The organism is Priestia sp. AB, from assembly GCF_028369225.1.
In the GTDB taxonomy this organism is placed as follows: Bacteria; Bacillota; Bacilli; order Bacillales; family Bacillaceae_H; genus Priestia; species Priestia megaterium.
This window is the reverse complement of the sequence record NZ_JAQMYN010000007.1, coordinates 284,813-305,211: the sequence shown is the minus strand read 5'-3', so window position 1 is coordinate 305,211 and position 20,399 is coordinate 284,813. Positions and strand designations below refer to the sequence as shown.

21 protein-coding genes, 1 tRNA gene and 1 pseudogene are annotated in these 20,399 nt (G+C 38.3%); 19 read left to right on the top strand and 4 right to left on the bottom strand.

All coding sequences use genetic code 11. The features are described 5' to 3' along the window. The first annotated feature begins 71 nt into the window (after nucleotides 1-71). The 4 genes from POF52_RS21790 (at nucleotide 72) to POF52_RS21775 (ending at nucleotide 1,846) form a co-directional block, all read left to right on the top strand. Nucleotides 72-150: transfer RNA gene (locus tag POF52_RS21790), tRNA-Ser, on the top strand. 214 nt (nucleotides 151-364) lie between these two features. Then, the gene (locus POF52_RS21785) at nucleotides 365-712 is read left to right on the top strand and encodes a hypothetical protein (RefSeq protein WP_176585307.1); all 348 of its coding nucleotides are present in this window, start codon (nucleotides 365-367) and stop codon (nucleotides 710-712) included. Nucleotides 713-760: 48 nt separating this feature from the next. Continuing rightward, nucleotides 761-967 carry a hypothetical protein gene (locus tag POF52_RS21780; protein WP_016766132.1) on the top strand — a complete coding sequence of 69 codons (207 nt, stop codon included), beginning with the start codon at nucleotides 761-763 and terminating at the stop codon, nucleotides 965-967. Nucleotides 968-1,435: 468 nt separating this feature from the next. Then, complete coding sequence (locus tag POF52_RS21775; RefSeq protein ID WP_271994817.1) at nucleotides 1,436-1,846, top strand: hypothetical protein; 411 nt, start codon at nucleotides 1,436-1,438, stop codon at nucleotides 1,844-1,846. 167 nt (nucleotides 1,847-2,013) lie between these two features. On the opposite strand, the pseudogene POF52_RS21770 reads toward POF52_RS21775, so the two are convergent. After that, nucleotides 2,014-2,285: pseudogene (locus POF52_RS21770) on the bottom strand (HU family DNA-binding protein). A gap of 223 nt (nucleotides 2,286-2,508) precedes the next feature. On the opposite strand from POF52_RS21770, the gene POF52_RS21765 reads away from it, so the two are divergent. The 3 genes from POF52_RS21765 (at nucleotide 2,509) to POF52_RS21755 (ending at nucleotide 4,550) form a co-directional block, all read left to right on the top strand. Next, nucleotides 2,509-2,787 (top strand): hypothetical protein, encoded by a 279-nt coding sequence (locus tag POF52_RS21765; RefSeq protein WP_013083544.1) that lies wholly within the window; start codon nucleotides 2,509-2,511, stop codon nucleotides 2,785-2,787. A gap of 254 nt (nucleotides 2,788-3,041) precedes the next feature. Next, entirely contained in the window at nucleotides 3,042-4,043 is a 1,002-nt protein-coding gene (locus POF52_RS21760) for a DUF3231 family protein (protein WP_271994815.1), read from the top strand. Nucleotides 4,044-4,202: 159 nt separating this feature from the next. After that, the gene (locus POF52_RS21755; RefSeq protein WP_016766135.1) at nucleotides 4,203-4,550 is read left to right on the top strand and encodes a DUF805 domain-containing protein; all 348 of its coding nucleotides are present in this window, start codon (nucleotides 4,203-4,205) and stop codon (nucleotides 4,548-4,550) included. Between the two features lie 32 nt (nucleotides 4,551-4,582). On the opposite strand, the gene POF52_RS21750 is transcribed toward POF52_RS21755, so the two are convergent. Then, nucleotides 4,583-5,767, bottom strand: a complete 1,185-nt coding sequence (locus POF52_RS21750) for an iron-containing alcohol dehydrogenase (protein WP_176585310.1) — start codon at nucleotides 5,765-5,767, stop codon at nucleotides 4,583-4,585. A 54-nt stretch (nucleotides 5,768-5,821) separates the two neighbouring features. Continuing rightward, nucleotides 5,822-6,670, bottom strand: a complete 849-nt coding sequence (gene ahlS, locus POF52_RS21745; RefSeq protein WP_271994812.1) for an AhlS family quorum-quenching N-acyl homoserine lactonase — start codon at nucleotides 6,668-6,670, stop codon at nucleotides 5,822-5,824. A gap of 322 nt (nucleotides 6,671-6,992) precedes the next feature. Between ahlS and POF52_RS21740 the strand changes: the two genes are divergently transcribed. The 8 genes from POF52_RS21740 (at nucleotide 6,993) to POF52_RS21705 (ending at nucleotide 14,828) form a co-directional block, all read left to right on the top strand. Then, nucleotides 6,993-8,381, top strand: coding sequence for a sigma-54 interaction domain-containing protein (locus tag POF52_RS21740; RefSeq protein WP_271994809.1), 1,389 nt, complete (start codon nucleotides 6,993-6,995; stop codon nucleotides 8,379-8,381). Further along, the gene (locus POF52_RS21735) at nucleotides 8,378-9,475 is read left to right on the top strand and encodes a sugar diacid recognition domain-containing protein (RefSeq protein ID WP_271994808.1); all 1,098 of its coding nucleotides are present in this window, start codon (nucleotides 8,378-8,380) and stop codon (nucleotides 9,473-9,475) included. The genes POF52_RS21740 and POF52_RS21735 overlap by 4 nt, the downstream gene beginning before the upstream one ends. A gap of 126 nt (nucleotides 9,476-9,601) precedes the next feature. After that, nucleotides 9,602-10,870: a GntP family permease gene (locus tag POF52_RS21730; protein ID WP_271994806.1), complete on the top strand. Its 1,269-nt coding sequence runs from the start codon at nucleotides 9,602-9,604 to the stop codon at nucleotides 10,868-10,870. A gap of 20 nt (nucleotides 10,871-10,890) precedes the next feature. Next, nucleotides 10,891-12,027: a glycerate kinase gene (locus POF52_RS21725; RefSeq protein WP_271994804.1), complete on the top strand. Its 1,137-nt coding sequence runs from the start codon at nucleotides 10,891-10,893 to the stop codon at nucleotides 12,025-12,027. A gap of 325 nt (nucleotides 12,028-12,352) precedes the next feature. Next, the gene (locus POF52_RS21720) at nucleotides 12,353-13,246 is read left to right on the top strand and encodes an alpha/beta fold hydrolase (protein WP_271994832.1); all 894 of its coding nucleotides are present in this window, start codon (nucleotides 12,353-12,355) and stop codon (nucleotides 13,244-13,246) included. 143 nt (nucleotides 13,247-13,389) lie between these two features. Continuing rightward, nucleotides 13,390-14,061: an HAD family hydrolase gene (locus POF52_RS21715; RefSeq protein WP_271994802.1), complete on the top strand. Its 672-nt coding sequence runs from the start codon at nucleotides 13,390-13,392 to the stop codon at nucleotides 14,059-14,061. A gap of 19 nt (nucleotides 14,062-14,080) precedes the next feature. Next, nucleotides 14,081-14,542, top strand: coding sequence for a GNAT family N-acetyltransferase (locus tag POF52_RS21710; protein ID WP_271994800.1), 462 nt, complete (start codon nucleotides 14,081-14,083; stop codon nucleotides 14,540-14,542). Nucleotides 14,543-14,612: 70 nt separating this feature from the next. Then, the gene (locus POF52_RS21705; RefSeq protein WP_034651244.1) at nucleotides 14,613-14,828 is read left to right on the top strand and encodes a DUF3951 domain-containing protein; all 216 of its coding nucleotides are present in this window, start codon (nucleotides 14,613-14,615) and stop codon (nucleotides 14,826-14,828) included. 9 nt (nucleotides 14,829-14,837) lie between these two features. Here the strand turns inward: POF52_RS21705 and POF52_RS21700 are convergent, their stop codons facing one another. Beyond that, nucleotides 14,838-15,593 (bottom strand): hypothetical protein, encoded by a 756-nt coding sequence (locus POF52_RS21700; protein ID WP_271994799.1) that lies wholly within the window; start codon nucleotides 15,591-15,593, stop codon nucleotides 14,838-14,840. A 332-nt stretch (nucleotides 15,594-15,925) separates the two neighbouring features. Between POF52_RS21700 and POF52_RS21695 the strand changes: the two genes are divergently transcribed. The 4 genes from POF52_RS21695 to POF52_RS21680 all read left to right on the top strand — a co-directional run bounded on the left by POF52_RS21695 (nucleotide 15,926) and on the right by POF52_RS21680 (nucleotide 20,383). Continuing rightward, the gene (locus tag POF52_RS21695; RefSeq protein ID WP_271994797.1) at nucleotides 15,926-16,960 is read left to right on the top strand and encodes a LacI family DNA-binding transcriptional regulator; all 1,035 of its coding nucleotides are present in this window, start codon (nucleotides 15,926-15,928) and stop codon (nucleotides 16,958-16,960) included. A 311-nt stretch (nucleotides 16,961-17,271) separates the two neighbouring features. Further along, nucleotides 17,272-18,531: an ABC transporter substrate-binding protein gene (locus tag POF52_RS21690; RefSeq protein ID WP_025751562.1), complete on the top strand. Its 1,260-nt coding sequence runs from the start codon at nucleotides 17,272-17,274 to the stop codon at nucleotides 18,529-18,531. An 89-nt stretch (nucleotides 18,532-18,620) separates the two neighbouring features. Beyond that, nucleotides 18,621-19,553 (top strand): carbohydrate ABC transporter permease, encoded by a 933-nt coding sequence (locus POF52_RS21685; RefSeq protein ID WP_271994794.1) that lies wholly within the window; start codon nucleotides 18,621-18,623, stop codon nucleotides 19,551-19,553. After that, a complete protein-coding gene (locus tag POF52_RS21680; RefSeq protein WP_034651257.1) occupies nucleotides 19,553-20,383 on the top strand; it encodes a carbohydrate ABC transporter permease in 831 nt (276 codons plus the stop codon). Before POF52_RS21685 ends, POF52_RS21680 begins: the two co-directional genes overlap by 1 nt. Nucleotides 20,384-20,399: the final 16 nt, after the last annotated feature.

Sequence of the window (20,399 nt, the reverse complement as noted above, 5' to 3'; positions counted from 1 at the left end):
TCAGAAGTATCATAGGACCTTAGTTTAGTTGTTTAGAGTAGAAGGTTCATCAGTTATAATATCGGAGGAATACCCAAGTCCGGCTGAAGGGATCGATCTTGAAAACCGACAGGGGCGTCAAAGCCCGCGGGGGTTCGAATCCCGTACGGGTCATCGAAAGAGCAGTTTGCATTTGCAAACTGCTCTTTTATTTATGTTAGATAACTACAGATTTTGATTGAGCCTGTATAAAATTCTAATGTGAAAACTTCAAAATTTTTGAGTCTAATCTCTGAAATTTGAACATAACGATACTAGTACTTTAAGAATAACACTAGGATAACGTGCTATAATGGATAAAACTGAATACTAGGGGTAATGAATAATGGAGGAATTAAAGCGAAAAAACCAAGGTGCTGCGGAACTAGACGAAAAGGGATTTAAGTGGATGCGTTTCGTCAGCTTCTTTATGATTGTGAACCTCATTTTCACCGTAGCTTTAGTAGCAGTTGTTCTAATAGTTCCACAAATTCAAGAAACTTTTCAATGGGTAGCATTTGGTGTATATGGGTTTACAGTTCTTTATCTCATCTTTATGCGTGAAGTAGCCTTTAAAAAGACATATGGTTCTTTAGCAGTTTGGATGCACACTGTATGGAATTTTAGTTTTATTGCTAGTGCGTTTGGGGCCATTAGCATGTTTATAGGGAACACTCACTGGACTTTATTTTAAAGGAATCTGTCTTCTTGTGTTGAAAGTGAAAGTAAGGGAGGAATTTATATGAATCCATATGAACAATTACAATTAAACAAAGAAGTAGAAGCGATTGCTAAACAACGAATTGAAATTCATAAACAGCGAATAAAGTTATCTGAAGAGTTAGAGCAAGACTTTGATAATACAGAGCTCCAAAATAAAATTATTGAGTTAGAAGAAGAAAGTCAAAAACTAAAGAAAAAGAGTGAAGCTTTACAAGCTAACTATTAAACATCCTCTCAGGGTGTTTTTTTAATCAACGTATTTAAAAAAAACTGTGATTTTATTGAAGCTATAAGCTTGATTATGAACAAACTGTTGAGTCACTTATTTTGTTAGGCCGTCCAATAAAATTAGGAAATGAAGAAAACTTTACTTCCTTGCCTCGTATACTTTTACCTTATTGTAAAATGTCTCTTTCTTCATGCCTACCTCTGATTTAAAAGAAAAAGTGGAAGATAAAATACAGTGCAAGACAGAGAGTAGCTGCATTCGAGTATGTAGTTTGGCTATGCTTTGAATGGGATTCACAATGCTAGTTCTAAATAAGTTTGCTTTGATCCCAATGTAGACTACATTTAAAAGAGAAGCACATATCAAGAATATGAGATAAAACGTTGGAATAGCCAATAATGTTATAATAATAAAGGAGTTGGTACTATCACCATACAAAATCTTATTGACTCAAAAGATTTAGAATTGCCATTTGTTTTTTATTATGACGGAGATTTCGTACGTCAATCAATTAAAAATGGAACGAACATACTAGAAAGATATGATTACGTCGGAGAAGTTGAATTAGAATTACTTCAAGAAACTGGATTTATTGAAATTTGTATAGAGGGTTATGGTGGGATGAGAATAGGTGATAAAATTGATGTCTCTGTTGGTAATTTAGAAACTAAAAATGTTACCGAACCATTTGTTTTAGAAAAACTTGATAAGCGATTTTATTTTTTAATACCCTTTCATCCTTATTGGGTGAGTACAATGGAAGAGGGAGGTATCCTCATCTCATATTCTATAAAAAGTGTACTAAATGTGACTACTTATAGTTCTGAAACAGTACGTTTTCATAAAGATATTCTATCTAGCTCAACTGTATATTAAAATAAATGTAGTAGCTTAATCTATTGCTTGTTAATATGCTGTTAGATATGTATCTTTTTAGAAAAAATAAAATAACTTACTGAAATAGTCTTTATATAGAACAGAACAAGCAGATTCTTAATTATTAAGAGCCTGCTTGTTTTACTTTATACCCAGCATTAGACTCTTTATTTAACAGCTTCTTTAAATTCTTTTCCTGGCTTAAAGGCTGGAGCCTTTGTAGCAGCAATCACGATTTGTTCACCTGTTTGGGGTTACGGCCTGTACGTTCGGCACGTTCACGTACTTCAAATGTACCAAATCCAGCGATTTGAATTTTTTCTTCTTGTGCAAGCGTCGTAGTAATGATTTCGAATAATCCATCAATCGCTTTTTTTGCGTCTTGTTTTGTTAATTCTGATTTTGAAGCAACAGCATCAATAAATTCAGCTTTATTCATATCTAAATACCTCATTCCTTACTGTGTATAGTCTGTGTAGACAAAAAATATATCATAGTTTCCTTATAAAGGATCAAACCTATGTTCTTTTAAATGTATCATGCATCTGCTAGAAAACTCTAAAAAAAGTTAACATTGCATGTTTTGTTTCCTTTTTGTTAGGGAAATGGAAATAAAAGAAAGATAAAAATGATTAAAAATGAGGAGAAGGAGTGGCAAAAAAGTGGTATATAGTCAAGCAGTAAGAAAACCTGAGTTTCAACAAGCGGAATCGGAAGGGTTAAATGAAGCCATTCACGAGTACATAACTCGTCGTACACGTCACAATGCACCGGTTGTGGATGCGCTTCGATATATTATGACCATTGAACATAAACATGAACGTATGCAGGTAGCAGCAGAACTGTTCGGATCAGCTATTCAGCGTGTAAAAGATCAAGATATTATTCAATATCTAAAAAAATGCGGAAGCTACAAAAGAATTTCTGATACGATGGAATAAAAACGTTTTCTTTGAAAAAGCGCCTTTAATGAGAGGGGGCTTTTTTGTTTCCTCCATTTAAAAGCGAGGGTAAATACATAGAATTCTTCCAATTTGTGCATAGTAAATGAAGCAGAATTAATTGAGGAAGAGACAGAGTTGTGTATCTGACTGCGGGGACGAATGTTAAGGTCTAGAATAAAGTCTTCATTACAGATACCCACTCTTGAATAAATGAAGATTTACGTATGTATCCCTAGCAGGAGGTTGAGTGCATGAGTCAAGAAATAACGTTAAGTTCAAGTGAAATTGCTACTCTTTGGATGACCTATCAGCAAAAAACAATGACCCAAAGAATTTTAGAATATTTTATTGTGCACGCAGAAGATGACGGGGCAAAAGAAATTATGCAAGATACGTATATGCAAGTGGTGAACTATATTGAAGATATCAAAACGATTCTAAAAAATGAAGGGGCAGCCATACCGGTAGGATACACAGAAAAAGACGTAAATGTCGGTGTTCCTAAGCTTTATGATAAAGTGTTTGATATTATGTTTCTTCGCCTTTTAAAAGAAATTAGCATGGGGCTACATACGCTTCATTTAACCATGTCCTACAGAAAAGACATGATCTCTCTATATAAAGAGCTTACCGCTTTCACGCAAAGTGGCTATGACAAATGTGTAGATTATCTTCAGGAAAAAAACGTGCTTCCAAGGCCTCCAGCTGTTTCAGTACCTAAAACAGCGAAGTTTGCTGAAGGTACAGATTACATGAATGGCCTCCATTTATTTTCCAGTAAACGTGCATTAAATACTGTAGAGGTAGCGCATATTTATTACGCTATTGAAAGCAACATTCTTGGCATGCAAATGATCACAGGGTTTGCTCAAGTAGCAAGTGAGCCTGAAGTAAAGAAGTATTTTGTAAAAGGAAAAGAGCTGGCTAAGAAAATTGTAAGTGATTATAGCAAAATTCTTTTAGAGAGCGATATTCAGACGCCTGCAACGTGGGGAGCCAAAGCGACCGAGTCAAAAGTAGCACCTTTTTCAGATAAACTAATGATGTACTGCGTGAGTTTGTTCTGCAGTTTCGGTCTGGGAAGCAACGCTCTAGGCACTGCATTTAGTTTACGTGGAGATCTTCCTCTTACTCTTGTCAGTACGGCCAAAGACATTTTAACATACGGGCAAGACGGGGGAAAAATCATGGCCAAAAACGGGTGGCTTGAGGAACCGCCAAGTATGGAAGACCGAAATGATTTGATTAAATAGAAAAGCATAATACATGAAGAAAACTTCTTTTTTGAAAGAAGTTTTTTCTTTTGTATAAAAAATGTCGTTATTTGTTCGTTTAACGGTTTGTTTTTTGCATAAAAAGGATATATAAACTATAAATTTACAATTTTATACTAAAAAAGGAGGGTGTTGCATATGAAGTGGTACATAAAAGTGTTGAAAAATTACGGGACGTTTTCTGGCAGAGCAAGCCGAACTGAATACTGGATGTTTGTATTGGTCAACTTTGTTATTTCATTTATTCTTTCTTTCATTCAGTTCGTTATTGATAAGCCTCTTTTTCTGCCGGTAATCTACTCGCTATTGATTGCAGTCCCTTCGTTAGCGGTAGGAGCAAGAAGGCTCCATGATACGGGAAAAAGCGGATGGTGGCAGCTCATTACATTAGTTCCGCTTATTGGCGGTATTTGGCTAATTGTTTTATTCTGTCAGCCTAGTGACCCTAAAGAGAATCGTTTTGGTACAACGGCTAAAGCAGCATAAATAGAACTCCCCCCTAGGTAAGGGGGAGTTCTTTAGTGTAGAGGTTCTACTATAGCGCCATCATAAGCCGATTGGTAAATAGCTCGTATGTCTTTCTCATGAAGAGGCAAAGGACTGCGAGCGAGAATTCGTTTTTGCTGGACGCCATCTCCTGTCAGCTTTTGAAGGGCACTTTCTGGAATATCAAATCCGCGAAGAGTTTGAGGAATGCCCACGTCTTTGACAAGTGACTGCAGCTGTTTCACACACTGATAAGAAGCTTCTTCTTCTGATAAAGAGGTAGCGTTTCCGCCTAGTGCTTCAAAAATATCCCGCATCTTTTCCACGCAGCTGCTGCGTATATAACCCATCACGTATGGAAGCAGTACAGCGTTTGATTCACCGTGAGAAATATGAAACTGACCGCCTAATGGATAAGCAAGCGCATGAACACCGGCTACGCCTGCGTTAAAGAAAGCAAGTCCCGCTAAATAGCTTCCGTAGCTCATCTGAGTTCGCGCTTCTTTATCTTCGCCATCTTCTACAGCTGTTCTTAAAGAAGAGCTGATCATGCGTATAGCCTTTAGGGCTAAGGCGTCCGTTACTGGATTTGCATTCACTGATACATAAGCTTCCACGGCATGAGTTAATGCATCAATCCCTGTAGCCGCCGTTACTTTAGAAGGAACGCTCAGCGTAAGCTCGGGATCTACAATGGCAGCGTCTGCAAGCAAATGGTCGTGGGTCACGACGTCTTTGCTGCTTTCAAGAGATAATACAGAAATATTCGTTACTTCTGAGCCCGTGCCGGAGGTCGTAGGAATTAAAATTTTTGGAAGCCCTTTTTCCGTAATTTGTTTCGTGCCAGTTAAGTTCAAATATTCTTCTACAGCTCCGTCATGAACAGCTAAAACAGCCGTAAGTTTTGCTAAATCTAATGCGCTGCCCCCACCAACTCCAATGACTAAATCAAATTTTCGGCTTTTTGCGTAAGATACGAGTTTTTCACCAAGCGCTAAAGGCGGCTCTGGTGCCGTATCTGCGTATACATCTACTTCATATCCATTTTGGATAAGAGGAGCACTCACTTTATCTACAAGTCCAATGTCTTTTAATACGGGATCTGTGACAATTAAAATATGAGCAGGGTGATATTTTTTCACTTCCGGAAGCAGTTGTTGAAGTGATCCCCATCCTGTATAGCTGAGAGGGGTGAAAACTAGTTTTGAGATGGTCATTTGTTTGCCCTCCAATTTATAGAAAAATTTTTTATCTTAAGCAGTTGCTTGATTTCACTCGTAATAACCTTCAGTAGATTTGCGGAACTGCTGAAATTGATTTGCATCGTGACCAAACCAAACTTGCGAATTAGTTTCGTAGGCTAGACGGCGTATACGTTCAACCGTGTTTGCATACCCGAGAGAGTCGTAGATAATACCGGGTGGTTTCACAGGAGGACCATAGCTCTCAGCTGTATAGATTGCATCAGATGCTAAGATAATGCCACCTGTTTCAGGCAAATGAACATGAAGGCCAAGCATACCCCAAGCATGTCCGCTTCCAAAGTTCAATATATTAATTCCTTCTGCCAGTTTAATGGTATCTTCGTTTCGTTTAATCGTTTTCCAATGAAGGTCATTTTTTATCCACGCGTCAATGTCAGCCCAAATATAAGCACCTTCTTTTTGATTGCGTGCATAAGACTGAAGGGTGCCGTTTAACTCATCTTCATGAACGATAACAGTAGCGTTAGTGAACAATTCTAAGCAGCCAGCATGATCAAGATGAAGGTGGGAAGCAACAACAAATTTAATTTCTTTAGGATCAACCCCTAATTGTTCTAATCGATTCGGTAAATAACATTCTTCTGTAGCTGAGTAAGGAAACATTTGTTGAGTTGCTTCAGTCCAGCGTCCTTGTGGTCCCATTGATTCAGGATTGCAGGCTGTATCAAACAGAATTTTCCCTTCCGGATGATCGATTAATACAGTATAAATTGGAAACTCTACAAATTCCGTAGGTGTATGAGGGTTCTTAACAGTTGCTGGGTTATACATTGCAAGCATCCAGTTTTTATCCATTTGCATCGAGCCGTTATCCATCACATAAAGCTTTGAGTTAGGTTTAATAATATTACACATACAATAGCCTCCTAAACGTAGCGGGATTTTTATTTGTACTTTTAAAATGACTTTGTACTGCATTTACCCTATATTCTGGAGAGAATAATCCTTTTTAGAAAGGGGGAGACTCTCTCCTGTTCTTTCAACATACTAAACTGCAATTTCTATGCCAATATTCGAAAAGTAAATATTAGCTCAATTTTCCTTGATTTTTATAACCATGTGCTGAAAAAATTCACCGCTTTTAGAAGGAAAAAGCCTATTGTACATTGAATGGATAGTGGTGAAAAGTTTCACCGTATATTGGCGGAAATTCACCATAAGAAAGGAATATGAAATAATGACTTCTTTTAAAGAAAAAAAAGATTTGACGAACGAAACGTTACAGGCCATTATTGAATTCTCTACGGACGGAATATATGTAGTAAATAAAAAGGGAATAACGATATATGTAAATGAAGCTTATGAAAAAATCACAGGAACCAATAAACAAAACGTATTAGGAAAGCATATGCAAACCGTTATAGATGAAGGATATATTGATCAATCTGTTTCCCTACTTGTGTTAGAAGAAAAAAAACGGCGCTCTATTATGCAAACGATTTCAAGCGGAAGAGACGTTATGGTAACAGGAAATCCAGTGTTTAACAAACAAGGTGAAATAGAGCTTGTTGTTACCACTGTACAGGATATTACACAGTTAAACGCAGTTAAAAAAGAGCTGTTAAAGGTAAAAGAGTTTTCACATATGAATGCAAATAAATACGCTGTAAAAGTGAATGGGTCGGAACAGCCCCTAGTGTTTCAAAGCAATAGGATGAACTTGGTTTATCAGCAAGCCAAACGAGTAGCTCCGTTTCCTACAAGTATTCTTCTATCAGGTCCCTCAGGATCGGGAAAAGAAGTAGTCGCTAATCTTATTCATGATTCAAGCGATAGAAACAATCAGCCCTTCATTAAAGTGAACTGCGGAGCCATTCCTGAACCGTTGCTAGAATCAGAGTTATTCGGCTATGAAAAGGGAGCTTTTACTGGCGCTCGAAAAGAAGGGAAAATAGGACTGTTAGAACTCGCTGATGGCGGAACCTTGATGCTTGATGAAATTGGTGAAATGCCAATTTCCTTGCAAGTAAAACTGCTTCGAGTGTTACAGGAAAAGCAGGTACAGAAAATTGGAGGAACTAAAACAAAAAGTATCGATATACGAATCATTTCGGCAACAAATCAACATCTAGGAGAGCTTATTAAAAAGGGTAGGTTCCGTGAAGATTTATACTATCGTTTAAAGGTAGTTGAAATCACCCTTCCGCATTTATCTCAACGTAAAGAGGATATTAGTTTACTCGTTGATCATTACGTTTCCTACTTTTGCAGCTTGTATTACGTCCAAAAGCGCATATCAAATAAAGCGAAGCAAATGCTAGAAGCGTACCAATGGCCGGGAAATGTAAGAGAGCTTCGAAATATGGTTGAGAATATGATTGTGTCTATTCCTGGTGAAATAATTGAAGCCCATCATTTACCTTTTCATACTTATAATGAAGATGAAAAATATGATTATTTACCTCTAAAAAAGAAAGTGGAGCAGTTTGAACAGCGGCTCGTTAAAGAAACTATTCAACATTGTTCATCACTCCGGCAAGCAGCGAAAGAATTAGGTATCGATCATTCTACTTTGATAAAGAAACTAAAAAGATGGGAATGTAAAGAAAGAGAGGAGCAGGCTTGAGATACGTAACAAAAGAATTAGCTCAGAAAATTGTGTGTAGAACGATGGAGATTATTGATTGCAACATTAACGTAATGAACGAAAAAGGAGTCATTATTGGTTCGGGTGACAAAAATCGAATGAATCAAATCCACGAAGGAGCGTTAATGGTATTAAAAAGCGGCAGTTCCTACGAAATCACTCAGCAGCAGGCTGACTCGCTGCGAGGGGCCAAACCGGGCGTGAATTTGCCTATTTTCTTTAACGGAGAAATTGTTGGAGTCGTGGGGTTAACAGGACTGCCAGAACAGATTCGTAATTACGGAGAGCTTGTGCGCATGGCGGCTGAAATGATTTTTCAAGAAATGATTTTAATAGAGGAAATTCAATGGGATGAACGATTAAAAGAAGAGCTGGTTCATCAGCTTCTTCAACAAGAAGATCCGTTTGACTCTTTATTTTTTGACCGGGCGAATCGCTTTGATATTAATTTATACCTTCCACGAGTGGCAGTGATTGTTACAGCTGAAAATCGTCATAAAGTCATGAAACTTGTAAAGAAATACATAGCTAATAATGACTTATACGCTATGCTTCCAGACGGGGTGGTCTTATTAAAATCTATAGAAGCCGGAAGCGCTAGCAGCTATGCGGAACAGCTGGAAAAACAGCTTCGGGCGTCTGGTATGGTGTGTAAATTAGCGGCAGGATCTTTTCAAGCTGATTTTAAAGGCCTTCATGTATCTTATCAGCAGGCAAAAGATACGCTTGCGGTCGGTTCAAAGCTTCATCCAGAAGCTGATTTCTACTGCTATGCGGATTATCAAATTCCCGTACTGTTACGTCAACGCGCCGGTTTTCAAGAAAATCATGATCTGTTGGATCACTATAAAAAGCTAAAGGAATATGATAAGAAAAAAGAACTTATCGAAACGTTAACGGTCTACATAGAAGAAAATGGCGAAGGAAGCACGGCAGCTAAAAAGCTTTTTATACATCGAAATACGCTAAGCTACCGTCTAGATAAAATCCAAAGCATCACGGGAAAAGATCCAAGGAAAGTAAAAGACCTTCTCGAACTGTATGTAGCGCTACTGTTATCTAAAATTTCATAATTGTGCACGTGCATAAAAGATCTTGCGATAGCAAGGTCTTTTTTTGTTGAAGTGACTAATGAAAGAATTGAAGGTAGCGCTTACAATTAGCATTGGGGATAGAAGAAACAAGAAAGGGGATGCTTTATGGACGTTCAAGTAAGCGCGTTAGGCGCGATTTGTGCATTAGTAATTGCCATTATATTAATTCTAAAGAAAGTGGCTCCTGCATACGGAATGATAGCCGGAGCTTTAATAGGAGGACTGATTGGCGGAGTTAATATTGCTGATACCGTTACTTTAATGATTGAAGGAGCGCAAGGCATCATTCCCGCAGTGCTGCGGATTCTTGCAGCTGGTATATTGGCCGGGGTATTAATAGAATCAGGTGCTGCAGCAGTTATAGCAGAAACCATTGTAAAAAAACTAGGGGAAACAAAAGCGCTTTTAGCTCTAGCGCTAGCCACACTCATTCTTACGACAGTAGGTGTGTTTGTGGATGTGGCTGTGATCACAGTGGCGCCTATTGCTTTAGCAATTGCTAAACGTACGGGTATGTCAAAGCCAGCTATTTTATTAGCGATGATTGGAGGAGGAAAGGCAGGAAATTTAATGTCTCCTAATCCTAACGCCATTGCTGCTTCAGATGCATTTAATATTCCGCTTACATCCGTGATGGCTGCAGGAATTATTCCCGCTATATTTGGCGTAACGGCCACTTATATAGTAGCCAAACGATTAGTGAAAAAAGGAACAATGGTTCAAATTGAAGAAATAGATACAGTGGATGCAAGCAGCTTGCCGCTGTTTTTAACGGCCATCATAGCACCAATTGTTACCATCGTGCTACTGGCGCTGCGCCCGCTTTTTGATCTTAATATTGATCCAATGGTTGCGCTTCCTGTAGGAGGAATTGTGGGTGCCATTGTGATGAAAAAAGGAAAACAGCTTAATACATACGCTATTTCTGGATTAGGAAAAATGTCAGGTGTAGCCATTATGCTTCTTGGAACAGGGACATTAGCAGGAATCATTGCTAACTCTCAGCTAAAAGACGTGATTATTCAAGGCTTGTCTGCCATTGGATTGCCAGCTTATGTTTTAGCTCCGGTTTCAGGTATTTTTATGTCAGCGGCAACCGCTTCGACAACAGCAGGAACAGCAGTCGCAAGCCAAGTTTTTGGCTCGACGATTTTAGAGCTGGGCGTTTCTGCTTTAGCCGGAGCTGCTATGGTTCATGCCGGAGCGACCGTACTTGATCACCTCCCGCACGGAAGCTTTTTCCACGCAACGGGCGGAAGTGTAAACATGAAAATAAAAGAACGTTTAAAATTAATCCCTTACGAATCGCTTATTGGACTCATTATGGCAATTGTATCTACGCTTATATTTGGTGTATTAAAGCTATACGGGTAAAAACAAAAAGGAGTGTTTCTATGAAAATTGTGATTGCACCGGATTCATTTAAAGAAAGCTTAACGGCTTTGCGCGTTTGTGAAGCGGTTGAAAAAGGAATAAGAACTCATTTTCCAGACGCTGAGATTAGTAAAGTACCTATGGCAGACGGTGGAGAAGGAACCGTTCAGTCGCTTGTGGATGCGACGGGCGGACAAATTATACAAGCTAAGGTAACTGGACCTTTAGATAAAGAGGTGGAAGCTTTTTACGGAATTCTTGGAGACGGCAAAACGGCTGTTATTGAAATGGCAGCCGCTTCAGGCCTTCATCATGTCCCTGTCGATAAACGCAATCCACTTGTCACAACAACGCGAGGAACCGGCGAGCTCATTCTTAAAGCGTTAGATCACAAAGTGAAGCATATCATTATTGGCATCGGAGGAAGTGCTACAAATGATGGAGGAGCCGGTATGGCAAAAGCTTTAGGGGCAAAGCTTTTTGATGCTAAAGGAGCAGAAATAAAAGAAGGAGGGGGCAGCTTAGATCAGTTAACTTTTATTGATCTTACAAACTTGGATTCTCGGCTTGCTGAAGTCAAAGTAGAAGTTGCGTGCGACGTAGACAATCCGTTAACGGGTGAAACCGGAGCATCCGCTGTGTTTGGTCCTCAAAAAGGCGCAACTCCTGATATGGTTAAACAGCTTGATCGTAATTTAGCTCATTACGCAGCGATTGTTGGAAAGGAAATGGGTATTCATATTCAAAGTGTTCCTGGTGCCGGAGCGGCAGGAGGACTAGGAGGGGGCCTGCTGGCATTTTTATCTGCGGAGTTAAAGCCAGGTGTAGACATTGTCATTAAAGCAACTCAGCTAGAAAGCTATATTAAAAATGCCGATCTTGTCATTACCGGTGAAGGAAGAATAGATGGTCAAACCATTTACGGAAAAACACCCATCGGCGTAGCCAAAACAGCAAAAAAGCATAGCGTTCCCGTGATAGCGATAGCAGGAAGCATTGGAGCGGGAAGCGAAGCTGTGTATGAACACGGTATTTCTGCTTTATTCAGCGTCGTGCCCGGGGCAGTAACTCTTCCGGAAGCGCTAGAAAAAGCTGATGAAAATATTGAAAGAACGGCTAAAAACGTAGCGTCAGTTATACGCTTAGGAATCAAGTAAAGGGGTTACAGTTTTTATTGTTCTCTTTTTAATAAATAGTAAAAGGTCTCTTCCATAAGAAGAGGCCTTTTTTTCGTTTAGTGCTGAAGTAAGCTGCTATCATTCTTTTAAATTTTATATAGGAAATAGAACTAAACGTTTTCTGAAGCGTCATAGTAAGTAAGCAGTTACAAAGAGTCACTAGCATGGGCATCTGCTTGTTAACTGCTACTTACGGAAAGGAGAGGTAAACGTGCAAAAAAAGGTTAGGTTCTTGAGAATTCTACGAAATGTGATAGTAGCTATATTGGGGATATGCATTATTTGGGTTGTAACGAATCAAGTTATAACGGCAGTAGAAAAGAAAAAGTACCCGCCTATTGGTCAATTAGTAGAGGTTAATGGCAGAGATATTCATGTATATACAAAAGGTAAAGGAAAAAATACAATTGTACTACTAACTGGCCTAGGAACGACTGCGCCTGCACTGGATTTTGAACCTTTAGTAAATGAACTGTCGAAGGATAATAAAGTTGTGGTAGTAGAACCATTTGGATACGGATGGAGTGACATTACGAATAAAAAGCGCACAGTAGAAAATAGTGTAAGTGAAATGAGAGAAGCTTTGCAAAAATCGAATATAAAGGGTCCGTATATATTAATGCCACACTCGGTTTCTGGCGTTTACAGCATGTATTACGCTAATAAATATCCAGATGAAGTAAAAGCAATTATTGGAATAGACCCTACGTTGCCACAAGTGCTGGATTATTTTAAAGAAGAAGCGCCGAATATACCAAGTTTGATGAGTGTTTTAGCGCCAAGTGGAGTTGCTCGCTTAGCCCTGCTTACTAGTCCTAATCAGTATCTACCGCTAGCCGAAGAAGGAACGTATACAGCAAAAAATTTAAAAATGACAAAAGCAATCTCCAGCTGGAAAGGCTACAACAAAAACGTCATTGATGAAGCAAAAGAGCTGAACAACAATATAAATAAAACTCTCGATATGTCGTTTCCTTCAAAAATGCCCGTAATGATTTTTACTAGAAAAATAGATAAAGAAGCAAAAGAAGGAAAATCGAATATTACGTTTTATCAAAACCAATTAAGTCACGTATCGTCGCAAAAACTAGTCGTTTTACAAGGTCATCACTATTTACACTGGACGAAGTACAGAGAAATGAGCAAATATGTAAATGATTTTATAGATACATCTGTTAATTCAAGTAAAAAGAAATAAAGTTGATTTAAGAAAAGTAGTCCGAACATTGGATCTCCTTTTTCTAGTAGAGTGAAGAACGATAACTAATTTATTCGTTCTATGTCTATAAATGTTATAATTAACCAATCGTTAAATTGGTTTACATATAGAGGATGAAAAACATGATTAAAGCCGTCATTTTTGATTTAGATGGGACATTATTAGATCGAGACAGTTCACTGAAGCTTTTTATTCAAGATCAGTACGAGAGATATAGTGAAGAACTAGCACTCATACCGAAGCAAGAGTACACATCTAGATTTATTGAGTTAGATCAAAAAGGCTACGTATGGAAAGATAAAGTATATAAGCAGCTTTTGACTGAATATGATATTCCAAGTTTAACGTGGGAAGGGATGCTAGACGACTACCTTCACTATTTTCCAGCTCACTGCGTTCCGTTTTTACATATGGAGGATGTACTAAAAGAGCTAAAGAAAAAAGGGTTGTTACTAGGCATGATCACAAATGGTTTTACGGACTTTCAGTGGATGAATATTAAAGCGCTTGGAATTGATCACTATTTTGATACTATACTTGTTTCCGAGCAAGAAGGCATTAAAAAGCCGCAAAAAGATATCTTTTTGCGAGCGTTAAAAGCGCTCGATGTGTCGGCTGAAGAAAGTGTATATATCGGGGATCATCCAGAAAATGATGTGCTTGGCGCAAGAGGCGCAGGCATGCATGCTGTATGGAAAAAAGACGTTTTCTTTGACGGAAGTTTCACAGATTCGTATGTAATAGAGGATTTAAAAGAGCTGTTAAACGTTATTAATGAGTTTCAAGCATGCTGATGGGAAAAGGGGAAACACGATGAAAGCCGAAGTTCGTCTATTGACTGATGAAGATCTTAAAGAAGCAGCAATCATCTATACAAATGTTTTTAGTGCCTCACCGTGGAATGAGCCTTGGAGTATAAACACTGCTTATGCTCGTTTATACGATATCAGTAAAACTCCAGGTTACATAGGGATAGGTTACTTCCACAGTGAAAATAATAAGCTCATAGGATTTATAGTAGGAAATGAAGAACAGTGGGCGAACTATAAGACGTTTTATGTAAATGAAATTTGTGTGTTAAGCAACACTCAGCAAACTGGCATAGGAACGAGTCTTTTATCTTTCCTTAACGAGTTACTTATACAAAAAGAAGTAAAAGAAGTCTACGTGTCTACTGAAAGAGGCCAAGGCAAACCAGAACGTTTTTTTGAAAAGAACGGTTTTGTTACTCATGAATCTCGTATACTGATGACAGTGAATGTAGATGAAATATAAGTGGATGGGTGTAGGGGATCCGCTTTGTTATTTCAGGAGGCACGGTTCATAAAGCAGGAGGAAATAATTTATGATTTTTTCGCTACTAGTTTTAGTCGCTATTTTAACAGTGAGTATTCCGCTGATGATTATTATTATTAAAACAGTTTGGCACCGAAAGCTTCCTCGTAATTACTATACGCCGTTTGACTATCTTGCTGCACAAACAGAAGAAGAGTTTCATGAAGAGCAAAATGAACGAGAACTAGAAGAAAAAGAAGGAGATGTTGCAAACAGAAAGAGCTAAAGGTCGTTTTCAACTCCTTCTGTTTACAGCCCACCCCTCCACAATTTCCGTAAATTCACTTAGGTGTTCTTCAAATATCCGCTTACGATGTCCGTTTGCTCCTGATGGATGTGGAAAGCCAAATAAATACGTATGCTGAGAAAGCGAAGATTCACTTGAAAGTTTTCTTAAAACACTTTCAACTGCTTTTCCTAGCGGAACGATTAAGCACGGATTCTTTATTTCGTTCAATTCCTGTGGAAACACTTCAAAAGCATAGTGTGAAAGAAGCGCTGATCGTTCAATTGGCGGCTGATGACCCGTATAGTTTTTTCCTTTGTAAAACACAGGATACTTTAATACGGACGTTGTATGCAGCATATCTCGCTGTGAAGCAAATAACTCAGCGGCACTGTCCATAACGATCGCTTTTTGAACGCCGCATCGATCTAACATGTCTATTAAATTTACTCTCATCGTTCCGCTAAAGCTAGCGGCTTTTTTTGTTTCGTACAGTACTTGTTCAAGCGGATGATGATGGGACAGGCTGGAAACGCATTGTTTAAAAGCGGTTTTCATTTGAAACCAGCCTGGTGTGATGCCGGCAATAATAATATGAGCGTTTGGATTTATGTAATCGTTATGGGGTGAGTAGTACATGCTTAGTTCCTTTTCTTGACCGATTAAAAAGCCTTTTTGCAACAGCTGTTCTTTCGTGAAATTCATATTATGTAATTGTTGAAGGGTAGGCAGACATTGTTGAAAATAAGAATGTTGGCTAATCATATGCTCTCTCTTTCCTTATCAGTATTTCTCCTTTTATTTTCCCCAACAAACCGTTTTATATCAAATCTGAACAAATTCTTATGAAAATTAATGTTTACTAAAAGTTTACTTAAGTTTTAGTGCAGGGTCATAAAAACAAAGTAGTAATAGCGGATTTTTGTCATTTTAACGGCGAAACTAACAAAAGAAATGAAGAATTTTGGAGAATATTTTAATAAATTTACTGAAATTTTAAAATTATTTATTGAAAGCGTTTTATTAATGTGCTATTCTTCCAATATAAGAGATAAATATTTAGTAAAAATAGAAGATTATAATAGAGAGGTAAAAATATGGCAACTTTAAAAGATATAGCGGCGTACGCTAATGTTTCCAGTTCAACCGTATCCAGAGTACTAAATAATGATCATACGCTTTCTGTATCTGAGGTTACTCGTGAGCGCATTCTTCATGCAGCCAAGGAACTGCAATATACGCCCGTGAAGATACGAAAAGGAACGGCAAACGGAAAAGACATAGAAGCTCCAAAGATAGGTATTATTTTTGCTCAATCCCTTGAAGAAGAGCTAGTAGACCCTTTTTTCTCTTCTATTCGCCATGGAATAGAGAGTGAATGCGCAGAAAAAGAAATTTTTACAGTAAAGTCATTTAGACTAAAAGGCATGAAGCAAGAAGAGCTGCTGCAGGATCTTGATGGAGTAATTGTAGTGGGAAGAGTTAGTCCAGAAACGGTTCAAGAAGTGAGCAATCATTTAGATACTATTGTTTTTATCAATCACAAAGCGGATGAGGATTTGTACGATTCGGTCATGATTGATTTTGAGAAAGCTACTAAACATGCATTAAATCATTTATTTGATCTCGGTTATAAAAGAATTGGCTATATCGGAGGGACAGAAAGAGAACATTATATCAATGGAAGTTCTATTATTGAAGATCAGCGTCAAACGGTTTTTGAACGCGTTATGCATGAAAAAGGCCTGCTCGATTCTGAGAAAGTTTATGTCGGCGAATATTCAATGAATGAAGGATATGAGCTGATGGGACAAGCGATTAAGCAAGGAAATCTTCCTCAGGCATTTTTTATCGCAAGTGATGCAATGGCGATAGGAGCAATGCGTGCCTTGCAGCAATCAAATATAAAGGTTCCTGAAGACGTAGCGATTGTAAGCTTTGATGATGTGGATATCGCAGCATTTGCGAGTACGCCGCTCACCACAGTTAAAGTATATACCGAAGAAATGGGAAGGCAGGCTGTTAAAATGCTAGTAGATCGATTAAGCGGCAGGTCCATTCCTTTAAAAGTCATGGTGCCGACTAAATTAATTTATCGTGAAAGCTGCGGAGCCTTACTCAAAAAACAGTAGCCTAAAAGTTATAACTTGAAAGGGGGTGATAGAAAAGAAGAATTCATACATAAAGAGTGATAAGGGGGAAGAAAAATAGAAAAAACCATAGAAAAAGCAGGTTAAAAAGCCCTAGAAACTACATACTTATTGGCAGATAAGTATGTAAATGAAAAAGCTTTTTCATCTCTAGGACTCTTTGAACCTTTGTAAAAGTATAGGATTAAATTATAAGTGACTTTATTTCGTTGTGCAATGAATTTGTCTATGTATAAATAACTGAATATTCAGTTATTTATGTCTTGATAGAGTATAAGGAGGAAAAAAGATAAATGAAAAAGCTTACGTATCTTTTCGTTCTATTACTAGTCTTTTCTGTTGTGGCAGCGGGCTGCGGAAATAAAGAAGCGGCAACAGGCGGAAATGGAAAAACAACGTTAACGCTTTTTTCTACGATGAGTAATAAAGGCGAGAGAAAAGCGCTTCAAAACGCGATTGCAGAATTTGAAAAACAAAATCCAGATATTAAAATTGATGCGAATTTTCCGGGTAACGGCTATGAAGATATGCTTCGTGTGAAAATGGGTGCAAATGATATGCCTGATTTATTTGATACGCACGGCTGGTCTCAGCTTCGCTACGGTGAGTATGTAGCAGATTTAAAAGATATGGATTGGGTTCAGCATTTGGATCCGGCGCTAAATCAAATTTTAAAAGATAAAAGCGGCAAAGTGTATGCGTATCCTTTAAATCAAGCAAAAGACGGAATTAGCTATAATGCGACGCTGTTAGAAAAATACGGAATAAAGCCTCCTAACACAATGGATGAATTTATAACAGCGTTAGAAACAGTAAAAAAGAAGAGCAAAGGAGAAGTAGCGCCTCTATGGATCCCAGGAGGGGAAAATGGCAATATTGCTCAAGTGTTTGATCAGCTGGCTACACCTCAGCTTATTACAGCAAAAAATAAGAACTACGCTAAGCAGTTGGAAAAAGGAACGTTTAATTGGTCAAACTACACGCCGCTAGCGGAAACAATGGCAGAAATGAAGAAAAAAGGGCTGTTGAATGAAGATGTATTAACCGCAAAAGTATCTCAAGCAACGGAATTAATGGCTCAAAATAAAATTGCTTTCACATTTGTGGGCGGATCTCTTGGACCGGATGCAACAGAATTAAATCCTGAAGTAAAAGTAGGAACGGTACCGGTGCCTGCTATTCATAAAGGCGGTACGCAAAGCTGGATCGGCGGAGAGCGCTTTACCCTTGCTGCGTGGAAGGATTCTAAGCACCTTAAAGAAGCCAAGAAATTTATTGAATTTGTGTCACAGCCGGAAGTTGCCAAAAAGATTGCCGAAGGAACGTCTTCAGCATCGGCTCTGACAAACAATAAAACACAAAACTACTACTCTGAATACTACGATAAGTATAGCGATATTAAAGTTGAGCCATACTTCGACCGAAAGTATTTACCGAGCGGCATGTGGGCAGTGATGTCTTCTACAGGTCAAGAATTGCTAGCGGGAAGTTTAACGCCAAAGCAATTATCAAAAGAGATGGAAAAAGAGTACAAGCGTCTCAGTAAACAATAAAATAGTGTACAAAAGTTCTTTGTTCGCCGAGAAGCAGGGAGATAGGCTTCTGCATCTTTTCAACACAAGCTGAAATAGGAGTGAACACGATGAATGAATTAGTCAGGAAAGGGCCGGTTTCTGTAGTAAGAAATACGAAAAAACGAAAGAAAAAATTAAAAACAGAGTCCTCTTTATGGTGGATGTACCTTCCCGGCTTAGTAATTATCACCGTTTTTATTATCTATCCCTTTATTAACGGAATTAGACTTTCCTTTACTAATTGGAATGGATTTTCACAAACATATGATTGGATTGGGCTCCAGCAGTATAAACGTTTGCTTGCAGATCCAACGACTTGGCTTGTGATAAAAAATACGCTGCTCTACGGAATAGGCAGTACTATTTTTCAAAATATTATAGGCTTGTTATACGCTTTGCTTCTCAATCAAAGCATTAAAATGAAAGCTGTAACAAGAACAATTGTCTATCTTCCAGTTATTATCAGCCCAATTATTATGGGGTATATCTGGTACTTCTTTTTTGCCTACCAAGGAGGCGCTTTAAATGACCTTCTTGTGTTTTTAGGCTTTGAGAAGATTAATGCTTTGGGAACTCCAGAGCTTAACTCTTGGATTATCGTGTTCGTCAATACGTATCAATTCGTTGGAATTGCGATGATTATTTATTTAGCGGGGCTGCAAAGTATTTCAAAAGATTACTACGAGGCAGCGCAGCTTGACGGAGCATCTGCTCTTCAGCAGTTTAAAAACATCACGCTTCCATTGCTCATGCCTTCTATTACGATTAATGTCGTTTTAAATATTATCGGGGGTTTAAAACTGTTTGACGTCATTGTTGCGCTGACAGGAGGAGGACCTGGAGATGCATCGCAGTCGATGTCTACTTTTATGTATGACTTATATTTTAGAAGACAGGACGCCGGCTATGCAGCAACTCAAGGTGTGTGCATGGCGCTTATTATCTTAGTCATTAGCTTATCAGCACTTGTGTACTTTAAGCGAAAGGAGACAGAAGCGTGATGGACTATACAAATAAACGGAAAAAACGATTTTTTACCTTTCTAGCGCTTTGTATAACGCTCGTTCATATTGTCCCTTTTTATATTCTAGTTACGACTTCTTTAAAAGCAACCGGGGATTTTAGTTCCAAATGGGTATTTCCAAAAAGCATACACCTTGAAAATTTCACAGCGGCTTGGGAGCAAGCGAATTTAGGCAGTTCTTTTATGAATACGTTTATCATTACGTTCGTTTCGGCGGTTCTGCTTATTTTTTTAGGATCAATGGCTGCGTATCCTCTAGCGCGCCGCCAGACGAAACTAAATAAGTACGTCTATTTTATCTTTATCGCCGTGATGGTAATACCGCCTCTAACAGCGTTAGTTCCGCTGTACAAAATGGTTGTGAATATGGGGATGATGAACACGTACCAAATTGCTATTTTAAATAATGTCGCAGCATTTTTGCCGCTAACAATCTTTTTGTATGCGGGTTTCATTCGCTCCACTATTTCTAAAGAGCTCGAGGAAGCAGCAAGAATTGACGGGGCCGGCACGTTAACGATTTTCTTTAAAATCGTATTTCCGCTGCTAAAGCCTGTCACTGCATCCATTTTAATTATTGCCAGCGTCTATATTTGGAACGACTATCAGTTTGCAATTTTCTTCCTTCAAGATAAGGAAATGCATACATTAACCGTTACGTTAGCAAGCTTTTTTGCCGAAAATCAAAATAATCTTAGCTTAGTAGGAGCAGCTGCGATTATTGCGATGCTTCCAATGACCATTTTATTTTTAGTGCTACAAAAATACTTTATTGCAGGGCTTTCATCAGGATCTGTAAAAGGATAAAACCAATACGAGGAAG

Excerpts from the sequence above, each read along its gene's own strand:
- POF52_RS21785 (WP_176585307.1), top strand. The coding sequence starts at position 365 with ATGGAGGAATTAAAGCGAAAAAACCAAGGTGCTGCGGAACTAGACGAA.
- POF52_RS21780 (WP_016766132.1), top strand. The coding sequence starts at position 761 with ATGAATCCATATGAACAATTACAATTAAACAAAGAAGTAGAAGCGATT.
- POF52_RS21760 (WP_271994815.1), top strand. The coding sequence starts at position 3,042 with ATGAGTCAAGAAATAACGTTAAGTTCAAGTGAAATTGCTACTCTTTGG.
- POF52_RS21755 (WP_016766135.1), top strand. The coding sequence starts at position 4,203 with ATGAAGTGGTACATAAAAGTGTTGAAAAATTACGGGACGTTTTCTGGC.
- POF52_RS21750 (WP_176585310.1), bottom strand. The coding sequence starts at position 5,767 with ATGACCATCTCAAAACTAGTTTTCACCCCTCTCAGCTATACAGGATGG.
- ahlS (WP_271994812.1), bottom strand. The coding sequence starts at position 6,670 with ATGTGTAATATTATTAAACCTAACTCAAAGCTTTATGTGATGGATAAC.
- POF52_RS21740 (WP_271994809.1), top strand. The coding sequence starts at position 6,993 with ATGACTTCTTTTAAAGAAAAAAAAGATTTGACGAACGAAACGTTACAG.
- POF52_RS21730 (WP_271994806.1), top strand. The coding sequence starts at position 9,602 with ATGGACGTTCAAGTAAGCGCGTTAGGCGCGATTTGTGCATTAGTAATT.
- POF52_RS21725 (WP_271994804.1), top strand. The coding sequence starts at position 10,891 with ATGAAAATTGTGATTGCACCGGATTCATTTAAAGAAAGCTTAACGGCT.
- POF52_RS21715 (WP_271994802.1), top strand. The coding sequence starts at position 13,390 with ATGATTAAAGCCGTCATTTTTGATTTAGATGGGACATTATTAGATCGA.
- POF52_RS21710 (WP_271994800.1), top strand. The coding sequence starts at position 14,081 with ATGAAAGCCGAAGTTCGTCTATTGACTGATGAAGATCTTAAAGAAGCA.
- POF52_RS21705 (WP_034651244.1), top strand. The coding sequence starts at position 14,613 with ATGATTTTTTCGCTACTAGTTTTAGTCGCTATTTTAACAGTGAGTATT.
- POF52_RS21700 (WP_271994799.1), bottom strand. The coding sequence starts at position 15,593 with ATGATTAGCCAACATTCTTATTTTCAACAATGTCTGCCTACCCTTCAA.
- POF52_RS21695 (WP_271994797.1), top strand. The coding sequence starts at position 15,926 with ATGGCAACTTTAAAAGATATAGCGGCGTACGCTAATGTTTCCAGTTCA.
- POF52_RS21690 (WP_025751562.1), top strand. The coding sequence starts at position 17,272 with ATGAAAAAGCTTACGTATCTTTTCGTTCTATTACTAGTCTTTTCTGTT.
- POF52_RS21685 (WP_271994794.1), top strand. The coding sequence starts at position 18,621 with ATGAATGAATTAGTCAGGAAAGGGCCGGTTTCTGTAGTAAGAAATACG.
- POF52_RS21680 (WP_034651257.1), top strand. The coding sequence starts at position 19,553 with ATGGACTATACAAATAAACGGAAAAAACGATTTTTTACCTTTCTAGCG.